General features: G+C 45.1%; 15 protein-coding genes. 12 read left to right on the top strand and 3 right to left on the bottom strand.

Going from position 1 to position 18,374, the window contains the following annotated elements; all coding sequences use genetic code 11:
• The 9 genes from VPNCDNU1_RS10475 to rpoC all read left to right on the top strand — a co-directional run.
• The coding region (locus VPNCDNU1_RS10475) for an EF-Tu/IF-2/RF-3 family GTPase (protein ID WP_272897573.1) at window positions 1-479 on the top strand (479 nt) is incomplete at its 5' end.
• A gap of 224 nt (window positions 480-703) precedes the next feature.
• A complete protein-coding gene (gene secE / locus VPNCDNU1_RS10480; protein WP_101114262.1) occupies window positions 704-1,105 on the top strand; it encodes a preprotein translocase subunit SecE in 402 nt (133 codons plus the stop codon).
• A gap of 12 nt (window positions 1,106-1,117) precedes the next feature.
• Window positions 1,118-1,666, top strand: a complete 549-nt coding sequence (nusG, locus tag VPNCDNU1_RS10485; protein WP_104400289.1) for a transcription termination/antitermination protein NusG — start codon at window positions 1,118-1,120, stop codon at window positions 1,664-1,666.
• Between the two features lie 144 nt (window positions 1,667-1,810).
• On the top strand, window positions 1,811-2,239 hold the full coding sequence (rplK, locus tag VPNCDNU1_RS10490; RefSeq protein WP_101114260.1) for a 50S ribosomal protein L11: 429 nt from the start codon (window positions 1,811-1,813) through the stop codon (window positions 2,237-2,239).
• Window positions 2,240-2,243: 4 nt separating this feature from the next.
• Complete coding sequence (gene rplA / locus VPNCDNU1_RS10495; protein ID WP_101114259.1) at window positions 2,244-2,948, top strand: 50S ribosomal protein L1; 705 nt, start codon at window positions 2,244-2,246, stop codon at window positions 2,946-2,948.
• A gap of 265 nt (window positions 2,949-3,213) precedes the next feature.
• On the top strand, window positions 3,214-3,705 hold the full coding sequence (gene rplJ, locus VPNCDNU1_RS10500) for a 50S ribosomal protein L10 (protein WP_101114258.1): 492 nt from the start codon (window positions 3,214-3,216) through the stop codon (window positions 3,703-3,705).
• Between the two features lie 57 nt (window positions 3,706-3,762).
• Window positions 3,763-4,131, top strand: a complete 369-nt coding sequence (gene rplL / locus VPNCDNU1_RS10505; RefSeq protein WP_104400290.1) for a 50S ribosomal protein L7/L12 — start codon at window positions 3,763-3,765, stop codon at window positions 4,129-4,131.
• Between the two features lie 249 nt (window positions 4,132-4,380).
• Window positions 4,381-8,409, top strand: a complete 4,029-nt coding sequence (rpoB, locus tag VPNCDNU1_RS10510) for a DNA-directed RNA polymerase subunit beta (protein WP_104400291.1) — start codon at window positions 4,381-4,383, stop codon at window positions 8,407-8,409.
• A 107-nt stretch (window positions 8,410-8,516) separates the two neighbouring features.
• Window positions 8,517-12,713 carry a DNA-directed RNA polymerase subunit beta' gene (gene rpoC / locus VPNCDNU1_RS10515; protein ID WP_104400292.1) on the top strand — a complete coding sequence of 1,399 codons (4,197 nt, stop codon included), beginning with the start codon at window positions 8,517-8,519 and terminating at the stop codon, window positions 12,711-12,713.
• Window positions 12,714-12,924: 211 nt separating this feature from the next.
• Here the strand turns inward: rpoC and rsd are convergent, their stop codons facing one another.
• Complete coding sequence (gene rsd / locus VPNCDNU1_RS10520; RefSeq protein ID WP_174715136.1) at window positions 12,925-13,416, bottom strand: sigma D regulator; 492 nt, start codon at window positions 13,414-13,416, stop codon at window positions 12,925-12,927.
• Between the two features lie 182 nt (window positions 13,417-13,598).
• On the opposite strand from rsd, the gene nudC reads away from it, so the two are divergent.
• Window positions 13,599-14,357, top strand: coding sequence for an NAD(+) diphosphatase (nudC, locus tag VPNCDNU1_RS10525; RefSeq protein WP_104400294.1), 759 nt, complete (start codon window positions 13,599-13,601; stop codon window positions 14,355-14,357).
• Between the two features lie 258 nt (window positions 14,358-14,615).
• Window positions 14,616-15,683: a uroporphyrinogen decarboxylase gene (hemE, locus tag VPNCDNU1_RS10530; protein WP_104400295.1), complete on the top strand. Its 1,068-nt coding sequence runs from the start codon at window positions 14,616-14,618 to the stop codon at window positions 15,681-15,683.
• A 414-nt stretch (window positions 15,684-16,097) separates the two neighbouring features.
• Here hemE and VPNCDNU1_RS10535 read toward each other — a convergent pair whose 3' ends face one another.
• On the bottom strand, window positions 16,098-16,748 hold the full coding sequence (locus tag VPNCDNU1_RS10535; protein ID WP_104400296.1) for a uracil-DNA glycosylase family protein: 651 nt from the start codon (window positions 16,746-16,748) through the stop codon (window positions 16,098-16,100).
• 3 nt (window positions 16,749-16,751) lie between these two features.
• A complete protein-coding gene (locus VPNCDNU1_RS10540) occupies window positions 16,752-17,678 on the bottom strand; it encodes a D-2-hydroxyacid dehydrogenase (RefSeq protein WP_104400297.1) in 927 nt (308 codons plus the stop codon).
• Window positions 17,679-17,748: 70 nt separating this feature from the next.
• On the opposite strand from VPNCDNU1_RS10540, the gene VPNCDNU1_RS10545 reads away from it, so the two are divergent.
• Window positions 17,749-18,345, top strand: coding sequence for a YjaG family protein (locus VPNCDNU1_RS10545; RefSeq protein ID WP_104400298.1), 597 nt, complete (start codon window positions 17,749-17,751; stop codon window positions 18,343-18,345).
• The last annotated feature ends 29 nt before the right edge of the window (window positions 18,346-18,374 follow it).

The following is an 18,374-nucleotide window of genomic DNA, read 5'->3' on the forward strand; positions in this document are numbered from 1 at the left end:
TCCTAAACGTAGGTAACGACGTAGAAATCGTTGGTATTAAAGAAACAACAGTAACTACATGTACTGGTGTTGAGATGTTCCGTAAGCTTCTAGACGAAGGTCGTGCGGGCGAGAACGTTGGTGCACTTCTACGTGGTACTAAGCGTGACGAAGTTGAACGTGGTCAAGTACTGGCTGCACCGGGTTCAATCAACCCACATACTAAGTTTGAGTCAGAAGTATACGTTCTGTCTAAAGACGAAGGTGGTCGTCACACGCCATTCTTCAAAGGCTACCGTCCACAGTTCTACTTCCGTACTACGGACGTAACTGGCGACATCACTCTTCCTGAAGGTGTTGAAATGGTAATGCCTGGCGACAACGTGCAAATGACAGTAACTCTAATTGCTCCAATCGCAATGGATGAAGGTCTACGTTTCGCAATCCGTGAAGGTGGTCGTACTGTAGGTGCTGGTGTTGTTGCGAAAATCTTTGAATAAGATTTGACGAACAGCTAGTAAAAAGGGCATCATTTGATGCCCTTTTTCTGCGCTATAAAAAGAGATGAATGACAAGGTTTGTCATTTTCTGCTCAAAGCAAAGAATTTTGTGAAAAAGATCTCATTTTTTTCATGGTATGCGTTGGGTTCCAATGCGATGGAATGTGCCCTGCAACAGCGGGGTTGTTGTCGTCTATATTTAAGACTTGTCACAGGTTGGTTTTATGAAAGCAAATGCTGAAACTCCTGATAGCTCAAATGCAGCAGATACATTAAAGTGGATTGTCGCTGTTATTCTGCTTGCCGCTGCTGTTGTTGGAAACGCTCTTCTTGGTGGTGGTGAAGAGTTTACATTGTATGAGCTGAACGTAGTATTCCGTGCAGCAGGTGCAGTAGCACTCGTCGGTGCTGCATTGGCTGTTATCGCTACAACGGGTAAAGGTAAAGCAGCAATCACTTTTGCAAATGAAGCAAAAGTTGAAGTTCGCAAGGTAGTTTGGCCAACTCGCCAAGAAACCATGCAAACAACATTGATTGTATTAGCAGTTAGTATAGTTATGGCTTTAGCGCTTTGGGGAATCGACGGCATTATGGTTCGTTTGGTTGCTCTAGCGACTGGAGTTTGAGGGTTTTAATACATGAGTGAAGCTCCTAAAAAACGCTGGTATGTGGTTCAAGCCTTCTCTGGATATGAAGGTCGTGTTGCACAATCTCTTCGCGAGCATATTAAGATGCACGATATGGAAGAATTTTTTGGTGAAGTTCTTGTTCCAACAGAAGAAGTTGTGGAAATGCGTGCAGGTCAACGCCGTAAGAGTGAGCGTAAGTTCTTCCCAGGTTATGTCCTAGTTCAGATGATCATGAATGATGAATCATGGCACTTAGTGCGCAGCGTGCCGCGTGTCATGGGCTTCATTGGTGGTACCTCTGATCGTCCTGCTCCAATTTCTGATAAAGAAGCGGATGCAATTCTAAATCGTCTTGAGAAAGCAAGCGAAGCCCCTCGTCCTAAGACGATGTTTGAGGCTGGTGAAGTGGTTCGTGTTAACGAAGGACCATTTGCTGACTTTAACGGAACGGTTGAAGAAGTGGATTACGAGAAAAGCCGTATTAAAGTGTCTGTATCGATCTTTGGTCGTGCAACACCGGTTGAACTCGAGTTTGGTCAAGTCGATAAGCTTGACTAAAAAAACACCTATTATAGGGTTGTTAAAGGCGCGGATTATGATTATAATTTCGCGCCTTTTTACTTCGAAGGAAGTAGAAAGGTTTGTATCTAACGGGGAGCTTACCAACAGGTCGGCGTCTGAACCCAAAATTTAGGAAATATCATGGCTAAGAAAGTTGAAGCTTATATCAAGCTGCAAGTTGCAGCGGGTATGGCAAACCCAAGTCCACCGGTTGGTCCTGCACTAGGTCAGCATGGTGTGAACATCATGGAATTCTGTAAAGCGTTTAACGCAAAAACAGAATCTGTAGAAAAAGGTCTACCGATCCCAGTTGTTATCGCAGTATACAACGACCGTTCTTTCACTTTTGAAACAAAGACTCCACCAGCAGCAGTTCTTCTTAAGAAGGCAGCGGGTGTTAAGTCGGGCTCTGGTCGTCCAAACACTGAAAAAGTGGGTACAGTTACTGACGCTCAACTTCAAGAGATCGCAGAAACTAAAGCTGCAGACATGACAGGTGCTGACATCGAAGCGATGAAGCGTTCTATCGCAGGTACTGCTCGTTCAATGGGCCTAGTGGTAGAGGGTTAATATTATGGCAAAACTTACTAAGCGTATGCGCGTAATCCGCGAAAAAGTTGACGTAACTAAAGAATACGAAATCAACGAAGCTGTTGCACTTCTTCAAGAACTAGCGACTGCTAAATTTGTTGAGTCTGTAGATGTTGCTGTTAACCTAGGCATCGATGCTCGTAAATCTGATCAGAACGTACGTGGTGCAACTGTACTACCTCACGGTACTGGTCGTGAAATCCGCGTAGCAGTGTTCACTCAAGGTGCAAACGCTGAAGCAGCTAAAGAAGCTGGCGCAGATATCGTAGGTATGGAAGATCTTGCTGAGCAAGTGAAGAAAGGCGAAATGAACTTCGACGTAGTTGTTGCTTCTCCGGATGCAATGCGTGTTGTTGGTCAACTAGGTACTATCCTAGGTCCTCGCGGTCTAATGCCAAACCCTAAAGTTGGTACTGTAACTCCTAACGTTGCTGAAGCAGTTAAAAACGCTAAAGCTGGTCAGGTTCGTTACCGTAACGACAAGAACGGCATCATCCACACGACTATCGGTAAAGCTAACTTCTCAGCTGAGCAACTTCAAGAGAACCTAGAGTCTCTTCTTATTGCTCTTAAGAAAGCTAAGCCATCTTCAGCGAAAGGTACTTTCCTGAAGAAAATCAGCATCTCTACTACAATGGGTGCTGGCGTTTCAGTTGATCAGGCTAGCCTGAACACTCAAACAGCATAATAAATTTGATTAGGCGTGAAATTTATGTATAATTTCGCGCCTAATATTTGTGGTTGGGGCTAAGTTTTTCTTTCGAGAAGACTAAGTCTCCGTCCAAGACCGTAGGCGTTTGCATTAGCAGACTTAATCAAACCTACGTAGACGGTGTCCGAACCTAAAGAAAGCTGACTTTTTAATAGATAGCCTTTCTTCTGGAACTGCACCGTTTTAACTCTCACTTCATTTTGATGTGAGTGGTGTAACGACAACCAGGAGTAAATCCAAGATGGCTTTAAACCTTCAAGACAAACAAGCAATTGTTGCTGAAGTCAACGAAGCTGCCAGTGGTGCACTTTCTGCAGTTGTAGCTGACTCTCGTGGCGTTAACGTTGGCGCAATGACTTCTCTACGTAAACAAGCTCGTGAAGCGGGTGTTTACATGAAAGTCGTGCGTAACACGCTAGCACGTCGTGCGGTTCAGGGTACTGACTATGAGTGTCTTGTAGACACTTTCACTGGTCCTACTCTAATCGCGTTCTCTAACGAGCACCCAGGTGCTGCGGCGCGTCTTTTTAAAGACTTCGCAAAAGAGAACTCTGACTTCGAGATTAAAGCTGCTGCATTTGAAGGCGCAGTAACTGACGCTGAAGTACTAGCAACACTACCAACTTACGACGAAGCAATTGCACGCCTAATGATGTGCATGAAAGAAGCTTCAGCTGGCAAGCTGGTACGTACTATCGCTGCTATCCGCGATCAAAAAGAAGAAGCAGCTTAAGGCTTGCTTTTTACTGGTTGCAAAATAAACTTATTGTTGACTTAAAAGAGAATTGTTATGTCTATTACTAACGAGCAAATCCTAGACGCAGTTGCAGAAATGTCTGTAATGCAAGTTGTTGAGCTTATCGAAGCTATGGAAGAAAAATTCGGCGTTACTGCTGCAGCTGCTGTTGTAGCTGGTGGCGCTGCTGGTGGCGAAGCTGCTGCTGAGCAAACTGAATTTGACGTAATCCTAACTGCTGTTGGCGGTAACAAAGTTGCTGTAATCAAAGCAGTACGTGGCGCTACAGGTCTAGGTCTTAAAGAAGCTAAAGGTCTAGTTGACGGCGCTCCAGCACCTCTGAAAGAAGGTATTGACAAAGCCGAAGCTGATGCTCTTAAAGCACAACTAGAAGAAGCTGGTGCTTCTGTTGAAGTTAAGTAATTATTACTTAATTTCTTAGCCGACAGGCTAATGGCTGGTGGTTTATTGACCACCGGCCTTTTTGCGCTGTAGGGTATAGGCGAATTTTCCTGCTGTTTAAGCGCCTTTATCCATGCAAAAAAACGAATGAGCAACCTTGCTAATTCGTTCTACAGTAAACAGTTGTTTAGTCACTGTCCCTTACCCCTCCTTAAGTAACTAGGAATGGGCGGACAGTTTGGGTCACTTATCAGCGAGCTGAGGAACCCCATGGTTTACTCTTATACCGAGAAAAAGCGCATCCGTAAGGACTTTGGTACTCGTCCACAAGTTTTGGACATTCCATACCTGCTATCGATCCAGCTCGATTCGTTCGACAAATTTATCGAACAGGATCCTGAAGGACAATACGGTCTTGAAGCTGCTTTTCGTTCTGTGTTTCCAATTCAGAGCTACAACGGCAATTCTGAGCTGCAATACGTTAGCTACCGTCTTGGTGAGCCAGTTTTTGATGTTAAAGAATGTCAAATTCGCGGCGTCACTTACTCAAAGCCACTACGTGTAAAACTGCGCCTAGTTGTTTTTGATAAAGATGCGCCAGCAGGTACTGTAAAAGACATTAAAGAACAAGAAGTCTACATGGGTGAAATTCCACTCATGACAGACAATGGTACCTTCGTAATTAATGGTACCGAGAGGGTTATCGTATCCCAGCTGCACCGAAGCCCAGGCGTGTTCTTCGACAGCGATAAGGGTAAGACCCACTCATCAGGTAAAGTTTTATACAACGCACGTGTTATTCCTTACCGTGGCTCATGGTTAGACTTTGAGTTCGATCCTAAGGATAACTTGTACGTACGTATCGACCGTCGTCGTAAGCTACCTGCTTCAATCATCCTTCGTGCACTGAGTAAAACGACTGAAGAGATCCTAGATATCTTCTTCGAGAAAGTGAATTTCGAAGTGAAAGACCAAACTCTTCTTATGGAGTTGGTTCCTGATCGTCTACGTGGTGAAACTGCGTCATTTGACATTGAAGCGAACGGCAAGACTTACGTCGAGACTGGTCGCCGTGTGACTGCACGTCACATTCGTCAGCTAGAAAAAGACGGTGTTGATTACATTGAAGTTCCTATCGAGTACATCGTAGGTAAAGTATCTTCGAATGATTACATCAACGAAGCTACTGGCGAAATTATTGTTGGTGCAAACCAAGAGATTAGCCTAGAAGCATTGGCTAACTTGTCTCAAGCGGGTCACAAGAAGCTTGAAGTGCTGTTTACAAACGACCTAGACCACGGTCCGTTCATGTCAGATACATTGCGTATCGACAGCACAACTGATCGCATCTCTGCATTGGTAGAAATCTACCGCATGATGCGCCCAGGTGAGCCACCGACAAAAGAAGCAGCAGAAGCGCTATTCGAGAGCCTATTCTTCGCTGAGGAACGTTACGACCTATCTACTGTTGGTCGTATGAAGTTCAACAGTTCTATTGAGCGCGAAGACGCTCTAGAGCAAGGCACACTTGATGAAGTTGATATCATCGAAGTGATGAAGAAGCTTATCGCGATCCGTAACGGTAAAGGCGAAGTGGACGATATCGACCACCTTGGCAACCGTCGTATCCGTAGCGTAGGCGAAATGGCAGAAAACCAATTCCGTGTTGGTTTAGTACGTGTTGAGCGTGCGGTTAAAGAGCGTTTAAGTCTAGGCGACCTTGATGCGATCATGCCTCAAGACCTTATCAACGCGAAGCCAATTTCTGCGGCAGTTAAAGAATTCTTTGGTTCTTCACAACTTTCACAGTTTATGGATCAGAACAACCCGCTTTCAGAAGTCACGCACAAGCGTCGTATTTCTGCATTGGGTCCTGGTGGTTTGACTCGTGAACGTGCTGGCTTCGAAGTGCGAGACGTACACGTAACTCACTACGGTCGTCTATGTCCTATTGAAACGCCGGAAGGTCCAAACATCGGTCTAATCAACTCCTTATCTGCGTTTGCGCGTTGTAATGAGTATGGCTTCCTAGAAACACCATACCGTCGCGTAGTAGATGGGGTTGTTACTGATGAAGTAGATTACCTATCTGCTATTCAAGAAGGTCAATTCATCATCGCTCAGGCTAACTCTGGTCTAACAGAGGAAGGCACATTCGTAGAAGAATTGGTTACAGCTCGTCAAAAAGGTGAATCTGGTCTGCACCCACGTGATCAAGTTGATTACATGGACGTTGCGACAAACCAGGTTGTATCTGTGGCAGCATCGCTTATCCCATTCCTAGAGCACGATGATGCAAACCGTGCCTTGATGGGTGCGAACATGCAACGTCAGGCTGTTCCGACTCTACGTGCTGATAAGCCTCTTGTTGGTACTGGTATCGAGCGTAACGTAGCGGTTGACTCCGGTGTAACAGCAGTTGCTAAACGCGGCGGTGTTATCCAGTCGGTTGACGCATCACGCATCGTTGTGAAAGTAAATGAAGATGAACTGGTTCCTGGTGAAGCAGGTATCGACATTTACAACCTGACTAAGTACACGCGTTCTAACCAGAACACATGTATCAACCAGCGTCCAACTGTACTACCGGGTGAGCCAGTAGCACGTGGTGACGTTCTTGCTGATGGTCCTTCAACGGATCTTGGTGAGCTGGCGCTTGGTCAGAACATGCGTATCGCGTTTATGCCTTGGAACGGTTACAACTTTGAGGATTCCATCCTTGTTTCTGAGCGTGTTGTTCAGGAAGACCGTTTCACGACTATCCACATCCAAGAACTTTCTTGTGTGGCGCGTGACACTAAGCTGGGCTCTGAAGAGATCACAGCGGATATTCCAAACGTAGGTGAATCTGCTCTGTCTAAACTGGACGAGTCAGGTATCGTTTACATCGGTGCTGAAGTTAAGGGTGGCGACATCCTAGTTGGTAAAGTAACGCCTAAAGGTGAAACTCAGCTAACACCTGAAGAGAAGCTATTGCGAGCAATCTTCGGTGAAAAAGCATCTGATGTTAAAGATACATCACTGCGTGTACCAAACTCTGTTTCCGGTACCATCATCGACGTTCAAGTCTTTACACGCGATGGCGTAGAAAAAGACAAGCGTGCGCTTGAAATCGAACAAATGCAGCTTAAAGAAGCGAAGAAAGATTTGACTGAAGAATTCCAGATTCTGGAAGGCGGTCTTCTTGCTCGTGTTAAAGCAGTATTGATTTCTGGTGGTTACTCGGAAGCGAAGCTAGACACAATCGATCGTAAGAAGTGGCTTGAGCAGTCCCTTGATGATGAAAATCTTCAAGCGCAGCTAGAGCAACTTGCTGAGCAGTGGGATGAGCTGAAAGCAGACTTTGATAAGAAGTTTGAAACCAAGCGTCGTAAGATCACCCAAGGTGATGATCTAGCACCTGGTGTTCTTAAGATTGTTAAGGTTTACCTAGCAGTTAAACGCCGTATTCAGCCTGGTGACAAGATGGCTGGTCGTCACGGTAACAAGGGTGTTATCTCTAAGATCAACCCTGTTGAAGACATGCCGTACGATGAAAGAGGCGAGCCGGTAGACATCGTGCTTAACCCACTGGGTGTACCGTCACGTATGAACATCGGTCAGATCCTTGAAGTTCATATGGGTCTAGCTGCAAAAGGTATTGGCGACAAGATCAACCAGATGCTGAAAGAACAGCAAGAACTGCACAAGTTCCGTAACTTCCTACAAGAAGTATACGATCTGGGTGACACGCGTCAGAAAGTCGATGTTGCGGCATTAAGCGATGAAGAAGTACGTACTTTGATACAGAACCTTCGTGGTGGTCTACCAATCGCGACTCCAATCTTCGATGGTGCTCCAGAAGCATCAATCAAAGAGCTATTGAAGTTGGGTGACTTGCCTGAATCTGGTCAGCTGCGCCTGTTTGATGGTCGCACTGGTGATGAGTTTGAGCGTCCTGTAACTGTCGGTTACATGTACATGCTGAAACTGAACCACTTGGTTGATGACAAGATGCACGCACGTTCAACCGGTTCTTACAGCCTAGTAACTCAGCAACCACTTGGTGGTAAAGCTCAGTTCGGTGGTCAGCGTTTCGGTGAGATGGAAGTATGGGCACTTGAAGCATACGGTGCTGCTTACACTCTACAAGAAATGCTAACGGTGAAATCGGATGATGTGAATGGTCGTACTAAGATGTATAAGAACATCGTAGACGGCAACCACAGCATGGAACCTGGTATGCCAGAATCGTTCAACGTATTGTTGAAAGAGATTCGCTCGCTAGGTATCAACATCGAGCTAGAAGACGAAGAGTAATCTCTTTCCCTCTTAATGAATCATTAAGAGCTAAGAAAAGCGATTATTTGGTAGAAGGTGCTCACTTTAGCGGGTGAGCTCCTTTTAACTCCTTACAGGAGCTGATTGTGAAAGACTTATTAAACTTTCTAAAAGCACAGCATAAGACCGAAGAATTTGATGCAATCAAAATCGGTCTATCTTCACCAGACATGATTCGTTCATGGTCTTTTGGTGAGGTGAAAAAACCTGAAACGATCAACTATCGTACGTTCAAGCCTGAGCGCGATGGTCTGTTTTGTGCGCGTATTTTTGGTCCAGTTAAAGACTACGAATGTCTTTGTGGTAAATACAAGCGCCTGAAGCACCGTGGTGTAATCTGTGAGAAGTGTGGCGTTGAAGTTACACAAACTAAAGTTCGCCGTGATCGCATGGGTCACATCGAATTGGCTTCTCCTGTTGCCCATATCTGGTTCCTAAAATCACTGCCGTCTCGTATCGGTTTGTTGATGGATATCCCACTGCGTGATATCGAACGCGTACTTTACTTTGAAATGTACGTCGTAACAGAACCAGGCATGACTGATCTAGAAAAAGGTCAGATGCTAACAGAAGAAGAATACCTAGACCGCTTGGAAGAGTGGGGCGATGAATTTACCGCTAAGATGGGTGCTGAAGCAATCAAAGATCTGCTAAGCACAATGGATCTTGGTCGTGAAGCTGAGCAAATGCGCGAAGAGCTAGAAACAACTAACTCTGAAACCAAGCGTAAGAAGGTAACTAAGCGTCTGAAAATCGTTGAAGCGTTCATTCAATCGGGTAACAACCCAGAGTGGATGATCCTAACGGTTCTTCCTGTGCTTCCGCCAGATCTACGTCCTCTAGTTCCACTAGATGGCGGTCGTTTTGCGACGTCTGATCTGAACGACCTTTACCGTCGTGTAATCAACCGTAATAACCGTTTGAAGCGCCTTCTAGAGCTAGCGGCTCCAGACATCATCGTACGTAACGAAAAGCGTATGCTGCAAGAGTCTGTTGATGCCCTTCTAGATAACGGTCGTCGCGGTCGTGCGATCACTGGTTCTAACAAGCGTCCTTTGAAATCTCTTGCTGATATGATCAAGGGTAAACAAGGTCGTTTCCGTCAGAACCTTCTAGGTAAACGTGTAGACTACTCTGGTCGTTCTGTAATCACAGTTGGTCCATACCTACGCCTACATCAGTGTGGTCTTCCTAAGAAGATGGCACTTGAGCTATTCAAACCATTTATCTACAGCAAGCTAGAAACTCGTGGCATGGCGACGACAATCAAAGCAGCTAAGAAGATGGTAGAGCGCGAAGAAGCGATCGTTTGGGATATCCTAGACGAAGTTATCCGCGAACACCCGGTACTGCTTAACCGTGCACCAACACTTCACCGTCTTGGTATCCAGGCGTTTGAACCAGTACTTATCGAAGGTAAAGCGATTCAGCTTCACCCACTAGTGTGTGCGGCATACAACGCCGACTTTGATGGTGACCAGATGGCGGTACACGTACCTCTAACTCTGGAAGCGCAGCTTGAAGCACGTACATTGATGATGTCGACGAATAACATTCTGTCGCCAGCGTCAGGTGATCCGATCATCGTACCTTCTCAGGATGTTGTATTGGGTCTTTACTACATGACTCGTGACAAGATCAACGCAAAAGGCGAGGGCATGTACCTTGCTGGTCCTGAGGAAGCTGAAAAAGCATACCGCACGGATTCTGTTGAGCTTCACACTCGTGTAAAAGTACGTATTACTGAAACCGTTGTTGATGAAGACGGCAACAGCACAACAAATACTGGTTTAGTAGATACTACTATCGGTCGTGCAATGCTTTGGCAAATCGTGCCATCAGGTCTTCCATTCAGCCTAGTAAACCAAAAGCTTGGTAAGAAGCAAATCTCAACGCTTCTTAACGAGGCTTACCGTAAGCTTGGATTGAAAGACACGGTTATCTTCGCTGACCAAATCATGTACACAGGTTTTGCTTACGCGGCAATGTCTGGTGTATCTGTTGGTATCGACGACATGGTTGTACCTGACGCGAAGTACACTGAAATTTCTGACGCAGAAGAAGAAGTTCGCGAAATTCAGGAGCAGTTCCAATCTGGTCTTGTTACCGCGGGTGAGCGATACAACAAAGTTATCGATATTTGGGCGTCTACGAACGACCGTGTTGCGAAAGCAATGATGGATAACCTGTCTTCTGAAACAGTGATTAACCGTGACGGTGAAGAAGAGCAGCAAGAATCGTTCAACAGTATCTACATGATGGCCGACTCCGGTGCTCGTGGTTCTGCAGCGCAGATTCGTCAGCTTGCCGGTATGCGTGGTCTGATGGCACGTCCAGATGGTTCAATCATCGAGACACCAATCACCGCGAACTTTAAAGAAGGTCTGAACGTACTTCAGTACTTTATCTCTACTCACGGTGCTCGTAAGGGTCTTGCGGATACCGCACTTAAGACAGCGAACTCCGGTTACTTGACGCGTCGTCTAGTAGACGTTGCTCAGGATGTGGTTGTTCACGAACACGATTGTGGCACTCACGAAGGTATCGACATGATGCCTCACATCGAGGGTGGTGACGTTAAAGTAGCATTGACAGAGCTTGCGCTTGGTCGTGTTGTTGCTGAAGACATCGTGAAGCCAGGCACAGAAGACGTATTGATTCCACGTAATACTCTGATTGATGAGAAGTGGTGTCAGATTATCGACGAAAACTCCGTTGATAAGATGAAAGTACGTTCTGTAGTAACTTGTGATTCTGATTTCGGTTGTTGTGCACAGTGTTACGGTCGTGACCTAGCACGTGGTCACCTAGTGAACCAAGGTGAAGCAGTTGGTGTTATCGCTGCTCAGTCTATCGGTGAGCCGGGTACACAGCTTACGATGCGTACGTTCCACATCGGTGGTGCGGCTTCGACAGCAGCAGCTGAGAACAGCATCCAAGCGAAGAACAAAGGTTCTATCAAGCTTCACAACGCGAAGTTTGTAACCAACAAAGACGATAAGCTAGTGATTACTTCTCGTGCTTCAGAACTTACCATCATTGATGAGTTCGGTCGTACAAAAGAGAAGCACAAACTGCCTTACGGTTCTATCCTAAGTAAGAAAGACAACGACCCGGTAGATGCAGGCGAAACTGTTGCTAACTGGGAAGCGCACACCATGCCAATCATCACTGAAGTGGCAGGTCGTATCCAGTTTGTGGACATGATCGATGGCGTGACTGTTTCTCGTCAAACTGATGATCTAACAGGTCTTTCTTCAAGTGAAGTAACCGATGCAGCGGCTCGTCCTTCTGCAGGTAAAGACATGCGTCCAGCAGTTAAGCTGATTGACGCTGCAGGTAACGATGTAATGATTCCTGGTACAGATATGCCAGCTCACTACTTCCTACCTGGTAAAGCAATCGTACAACTAGAAGACGGTGCGGAAGTGGGTGTGGGTGACACACTTTCACGTATTCCTCAGAAATCAAGTGGTAACAAAGATATCACTGGTGGTCTTCCACGAGTTGCTGACCTGTTTGAAGCACGTAAGCCAAAAGAACCTGCAATCCTTGCTGAGCACACAGGTACTGTGAGCTTTGGTAAAGAGACGAAAGGTAAGCGTCGCCTAGTGATCACTCGTGAGGGTGGTGAAGCTTATGAAGAAATGATTCCTAAGCATCGCCAGTTGAACGTGTTTGAAGGTGAGAAGATCGAACGTGGTGATGTTATCGCAGACGGTCCAGAAGCACCGCATGATATTCTACGTCTACGTGGTATCCGTGCAGTAACAGAATACATCGCGAACGAAGTTCAAGAAGTATACCGTCTGCAAGGGGTTAAGATTAACGATAAGCACATTGAGACAATCGTTCGTCAAATGCTACGTAAGTGTACAATAACTCACGCTGGTGACTCTGAGTTCCTACCTGGTGAGCAGGTTGAGTACTCTCAGGTTAAGATTGCTAACCGTCAGTTAGAAGCTGAAGGCAAAGAGCAGGTTCGCTATGAGCGTGAGCTTCTTGGTATTACCAAAGCTTCTTTGGCAACAGAATCGTTCATTTCTGCGGCTTCGTTCCAGGAGACAACGCGTGTACTAACAGAAGCAGCGGTTTCTGGTAAGCGTGATGACCTTCGTGGCCTGAAAGAGAACGTAATTGTTGGTCGTCTAATCCCTGCTGGTACTGGTTTCGCCTACCATCAGGAGCGTCAAAAGCAACGTGAAGACCAAGGTCCTTCAGCTGAGCAAGCGACAGACAACCTAGCAGCGCTTCTAAACGCAGGTTTCTCTACTGAAGAGTAATCATCGCTAAGATAAGAAAAAGGCACCGAAAGGTGCCTTTTTTATGTCTGAAATATTTAAGAGAAAGAATTCACTCCGCGATATGGGTATACAGTGAACTCAATGCCCAATCATAGCCACAAGTGCCCTAAGAGACTAAACTACCAAGGAGCTACTTAACACCGAGCCAAGGAACTACGTTACCTAGTCAAGGTACTTAACCAAGGAACAGCTAAGCACCAGGAGGTACGGCTAGGCTGTCAGCAATCAGCTGAATGAGCTGATCTTCAACTTCAAAGCGCGTTTCTAAAATTTCCCCAATCAATGACAATTCACTTTCTAATTCCTTTAACGGATCATCTTCATTGACCGTTGCGTATTTATCGGTGAAATTCAGTAAAGGATCGGTAGTGAGAACGATCTTACCGTAAGTGTCGTTGATATCATCAGTGGGTGAGTAGCCGGTCGATTTCCAGCGATCCATCACCATATCGTAAATTTTGAAATGACCTTCAGAGATGTAGTCAACCAGATGCTGGCAGAAGTGTTGTAAAACGTCAGGAGAAGGCAGACCAGAAACAGCCGTCCCCTTTGCAGTTTGCGGAGTTGCAAGTTTACAATATTCCACCACCAGCGATTGACGTGTATCCAGCCAATGATCGATGACTTCGCTGGAGCCACCCCACTGTTCTTGTACTTGTTTGAATTTATTCAGCATGACCATGTCCTCATGATCTGATTACTAGCCAATCAGCAATCTAAGCCTCTGAAACCAGAGGAGTCCATTTAAAATGCAATCTCTTGCTCTATATAGAATTTATAGATCGGATCTTACTGAGCTACAAACTCTGGTAAGAAATTAGATTGCCAGTAAAATGGTTGAACTTCAAGCAAAGAGGGTTAGGCATGCTCAAAAATGAAGAGTCAGTATATTGGTGTGTAGTGGAAGGTAGCGATGTCTGGTTGAAAGATGGAAAATTACCTTTTGGCTGTGCTAGCTCATTGAATTTACAGGCTGAGAATGCTCATCAAATCGGATGCTATCAAGGGAAAAAATTGGTTTGGTTGAACCACCAAGATGTAGAGCAAACCCTTGATTTAATCTCTTTGCGATCTTTACTTCATTTGCCGGAAGAACTTTTTTTGCTGATAAGCCGAGCAATTCAATTTGGTCACATGAGCCAAAGTTTGAGGTTTTGCCCTCAGTGTGGGGGACGGAATCACTTAAATTGCAATCAACTCGCCATGCAATGTTCTGATTGTAGGACGTTACATTATCCGCGGATATTTCCCTGCATCATAGTCGCGGTTCGAAAAGGGGACCAGTTGTTGCTTGCTCAGCATAATCGTCACAAAGGTAGTATGTATACGGTGATAGCGGGGTTTGTTGAAGTCGGAGAAACACTAGAGCAGTGTGTAGCACGGGAAGTGGAAGAAGAGACGGGGATTACAGTATCCAATATAAAATATTTTGGTAGCCAGCCGTGGGCATTTCCGAGCAGTTTAATGATGGGATTTACTGCTGAGTACGCTGGTGGAGAAATCAAAATAGATCGAACTGAGCTGGTGGATGCTCAATGGTTTGATTTTAATCAGCTACCGGAGGTTGCACCTGAAGGCACGATCGCCAAAGCGTTAATCACTCAGGTGATTGAAAGTACATAATTTTTTGATCTTTAGAGTAAAAAAAACCTCCGGTCAGACCGGAGGGGTAAGTAAGATGTCGTTATGAGATACTGAGTATTCATATACCCAGTTATTATAGTTTTCGCTAGCGATCAAATTTGTAACATGCGCTCTCTAATGAATCAATTTCACATTGATTTTTATCGCTAATAACATGATCCAGGTTGCAAAGCCCAGATTTCCATAATGGAGATAAGTGGTAGAATAGCGACTTTCCAACAGATTTAAGAAGCCGGAATGACTGAATTAAAAAACGATCGCTACTTGAGAGCTCTTCTAAAAGAGCCTGTCGATTACACGCCTGTCTGGATGATGCGTCAAGCAGGTCGTTATCTTCCTGAATACAAAGCTACTCGCGCTGAAGCAGGGGATTTCATGTCACTTTGCAAGAATGCCGAGCTGGCTTCAGAAGTGACGCTCCAGCCTTTGCGTCGTTTCCCACTTGATGCAGCCATTCTGTTTTCTGACATACTAACCATTCCGGACGCAATGGGGCTCGGGCTTTATTTTGAAACGGGTGAAGGTCCTAAGTTTAGCAGCCCAATCACATGCAAAGCCGATGTCGATAAAATCGGCATCCCTGATCCTGAAGGTGAGCTTCAGTATGTCATGAATGCTGTGCGCCAAATTCGCAAAGATCTTCAAGGTGAAGTACCTCTAATTGGCTTTTCTGGCAGTCCATGGACACTGGCTACGTATATGGTCGAAGGGGGAAGTTCAAAAGCTTTCACCAAAATTAAAAAGATGATGTACGCAGAACCGCAAACACTTCATTTGCTGCTAGATAAGCTGGCTGATAGCGTTGTTGAGTACTTGAATGCTCAAATCAAGGCTGGTGCTCAGTCTGTGATGGTATTTGATACTTGGGGCGGTGTATTGACACCTCGTGATTACAACGAGTTCTCACTGCGTTACATGCACAAGATTGTGGATGGATTGATTCGTGAAAACGATGGTCGACGTGTTCCTGTTACTTTGTTTACTAAGAACGGCGGCATGTGGTTAGAGTCTATTGCAGCGACGGGATGTGATGCTGTAGGTCTTGATTGGACCATCAATATCTCAGACGCGAAAAAGCGTGTTGGTGATAAAGTTGCGCTTCAGGGAAATATGGACCCTTCAATGCTGTACGCTCAGCCAGATCGAATACGCCAAGAAGTAGCGACTATTCTGGAAGGCTTTGGCGAGGGCAACACTGGTCATGTCTTTAACCTTGGTCATGGTATCCACCTTGACGTGCCACCAGAAAACGCTGGTGTGTTTGTTGAAGCAGTGCATGAGCTGTCTAAGCCCTACCACAAGTAACTATGTATTATTTTTAGCAAGCTAGTATATGTATCAAGCGCGCATTGCTTAGCAGGCGCGCTTTTTTGTACATGCATAAAAGTATTTAGATCATGGTAGACCAATTAGTAAAATAGCTGCACACCTTTATTTTGTTATTTCATTTCAATCTGTTAAGGCTGCTTTTTCTTCTGTCGGATCAATACGTGTAGCTTTTAGGGTGTTTAGATCATTATGATCCAAATGCTATATACCCAAGTAACCTCAAGATGCTGGTTCAGCGAGAATGAACTGGCTTTTCAGACAAGACACCGATTTGAAGATCTAGTGACTCTAAATCAAAAATCGGTAACGCAGTATGAAAGCCAGTTAAGCTCGCCCTTGGGAGCCTATATTCTGTCCCAATTCATCGTCAAAGAACTTGGAAAGGATTCGTCATTCCGCTGCGTCCTTTTCCTTGAATTGAAAAAGAATATTAGGCTCTGAATCCTGTATCTTGAGGCCACTTGGGTATAAAGCTTGTAAAACAGTCTGCTGTATGAAAGGGACAACTTCAGCTTCGAACCAAGGGTTTCTTTTGAGCCACAAGGTGTTTCTTGGTGAGGGGTGGGGAAGTGGTAAATATTCAGGTGCCCATGTTTTCCAATCTTTAACGGTGTCAGTTAACGTCTTTGGTCTATCTTGAAGGTAGTGCTGTTGAGCGTATTGCCCAATTAGAAGTGTCATTTCAATGTTCGGAAGGTTATCCAAAACGGATGCATGCCAACGTGGTGCGCACTCTTTTCTTGGTGGAAGATCGCCACTCCTTCCCTTTCCTGGGTAGCATAACCCCATTGGCATGATGGCAATCTTAGATGCGTCGTAGAACACATCCTTGTCTATGTTTAACCACTTTCTTAACCTATCGCCACTGGGGTCATTCCAAGGGATGGAAGAATGATGCACTTTTGTGCCAGGAGCTTGACCAATAATGAGTAAGCGCGCACTTTCAGAGGCTTGAATAATTGGATTAGCGCCAAGAGGCAGTTCGGGCTCACATAATTTACATTGTCGAATATCGTTGAGAAGCGCAGTGAGCTCACTCATCGATCAGTAACCTTTTTTGAAGTCTACTAAGTTTTGCAGTTTAAACCCGTCATACCATCTTAAGTAGTTTTCTTTGAATTGATCGAAAACTTGATGAGGAAAACTAACGGCTGCAATATGAGGCGTAACGGTGATTTTATCGTGTAGCCAAAATGGGGAAGACTTTGCCAAAGGCTCTTGCTCAAATACATCGAGGAACGCATGAGCGATGTTACCATTTTCAATAGCCGGAATTAAATCGTCTTCCACAAGCACATCTCCACGCCCTACGTTAAAGAGTAATGCGTTATCGGCATGCGCTAGCCTAGCGGAGTTCAAGTAACCACGCGTATCTTCTGTTGAAGGGAGGGTACTAACGATGATATCGGCATCTTTTACGGCAGACCGGAATTCACCGACGTGAAAGGTGTATTTAAAAGGGGAAGCCTTTGCTGGGATCCCTGTACGATTGACGCCACCGGTTTTCATGCCTAATGCGTTACACACTTTAGCAAGGTGGCACCCAATATCACCTGTTCCAAGTATCAATATCGATTTGTCGTCTAGAGATTGATAAGGGTGAGGTTGCCACTGAGACTTCAATTGTTGTTGCTGATACGTAAATAGGTGGCGGAAATAATTGATCGTGTGGCCAACTACATACTCAGAAATTTGCTGACCGAAAATGCCTTTTACATTAGTAAGATCGTAATCTTGTCTGAGACCGCTTGCCACCAAAGCATCCACACCAGCGAAGGTAGATTGCAACCATTCCATCTTAGAAAATTGGTTTAAATCTTGGGCAACCAAAGGGGGATCAGCCAATACAATGTTAGCGAGGCTTTTGTCTTGAGTAATGACAAGGTCGTCTAGCTGTGCGTTCTTGAGCATTGAAGTGTATTCAGCATGATCTTTCGATGCGATGTACAATTTGTTGGTAAAATTATTCATAGGCTTGCTTTTTTCCCTCTGGCGAATCAAGTACACTTCCGCTGTCTTTTCCTACAATCGTTGAGTCACCATGTTACAGAACCCACTCCAGATTCGCCTAGAAAAGTTTGAACCTTGGCAGCAAATTACGTTTATGGCGTCTCTTTGCGAGCGTATGTACCCCAATTATGCGGCTTTTTGCCAGAATACAGAGTTTGCAGAATCACGTGTCTACAAAGATATTTTAGACAGTGTTTGGGAGATGCTCACGGTTAAAAGTGCGAAAGTAAATTTTGAGCGTCAACTTGAAAAGCTAGAAGAACTTATCCCATCTACTGATGAGTTTGATTTCTATGGTGTTTACCCTGCGGTTGATGCCTGCATCGCTTTATCAACACTTTTACATGGTTTGCTGGACCGAGATACGTTGTTTGAGTCCATGCTTAAAGTCAGCGAGCAGTCTGTTAATACCGTAGCACAATTGGAAGAAGCTCAGACTGGTGAAGAAATAACGAACGAAAACCAGAAAGAAAATGAAGCCGTGTGCGCAGAGTGGGATGTGCAGTGGGCAATATTCCGTCCTTTAAAAGAGACGGAAGAGAGAGACATCGAACTGATAAAGGATTTGCGTCAAGAACTTCGCGATGACCCTATCAGTAACATAGGGATAGAACTCACTCACGACTAAAAAAATAAGGCTCCTCATTGGAGCCTTTT

Source organism: Vibrio penaeicida (assembly GCF_002933855.1).
Lineage (GTDB): Bacteria > Pseudomonadota > Gammaproteobacteria > Enterobacterales > Vibrionaceae > Vibrio > Vibrio penaeicida_A.